Genomic DNA, 387 nt, shown 5'->3' on the forward strand with positions numbered 1-387 from the left:
GGACCAGGCAGTCTGACTGGTGAATATTCCGAGCAGCCAGCTGCTCCTCAGCGGTATCAACCAGACAAGTCCAGCTGTGCAGTGACGAGGGCAAGCGGAAGCGTACCGGATAATCATCAGGGTTGAGCAGATAAAGCAGGGCGTTGTTTTCGCTGGCCTGAATCAGACAGGAAAAAGGCTGGCGTCCGGCCCAATTCTGGTCATCCATCGGTGTTCCTGTGGGAGTCAGCCAGCTAATCGTGGCTGGCGCAGACGTCTTGTCTGTGATTGCTCTCATGATAGCTGGCATGACAGTCTGACGTTGCTGAATCAGAGACTGCAGCCAACTTCTGAACTTGTACTCTTCTCTGGATAGTGCCCAGTTTACCCAGCTGGTGTCATTGTCCT

Annotated in this window: 1 protein-coding gene; it reads right to left on the minus strand. The window is 53.7% G+C overall.

The window, feature by feature from the left end; all coding sequences use genetic code 11:
* A partial coding sequence (locus tag R0J87_RS18765; RefSeq protein ID WP_498888093.1) for a hypothetical protein occupies positions 1-208 on the minus strand: 208 nt, incomplete at its 3' end.
* Positions 209-387 lie beyond the last annotated feature (179 nt).

Source organism: Halomonas sp. SIMBA_159, from assembly GCF_046536035.1.
GTDB lineage: Bacteria > Pseudomonadota > Gammaproteobacteria > Pseudomonadales > Halomonadaceae > Vreelandella > Vreelandella venusta_A.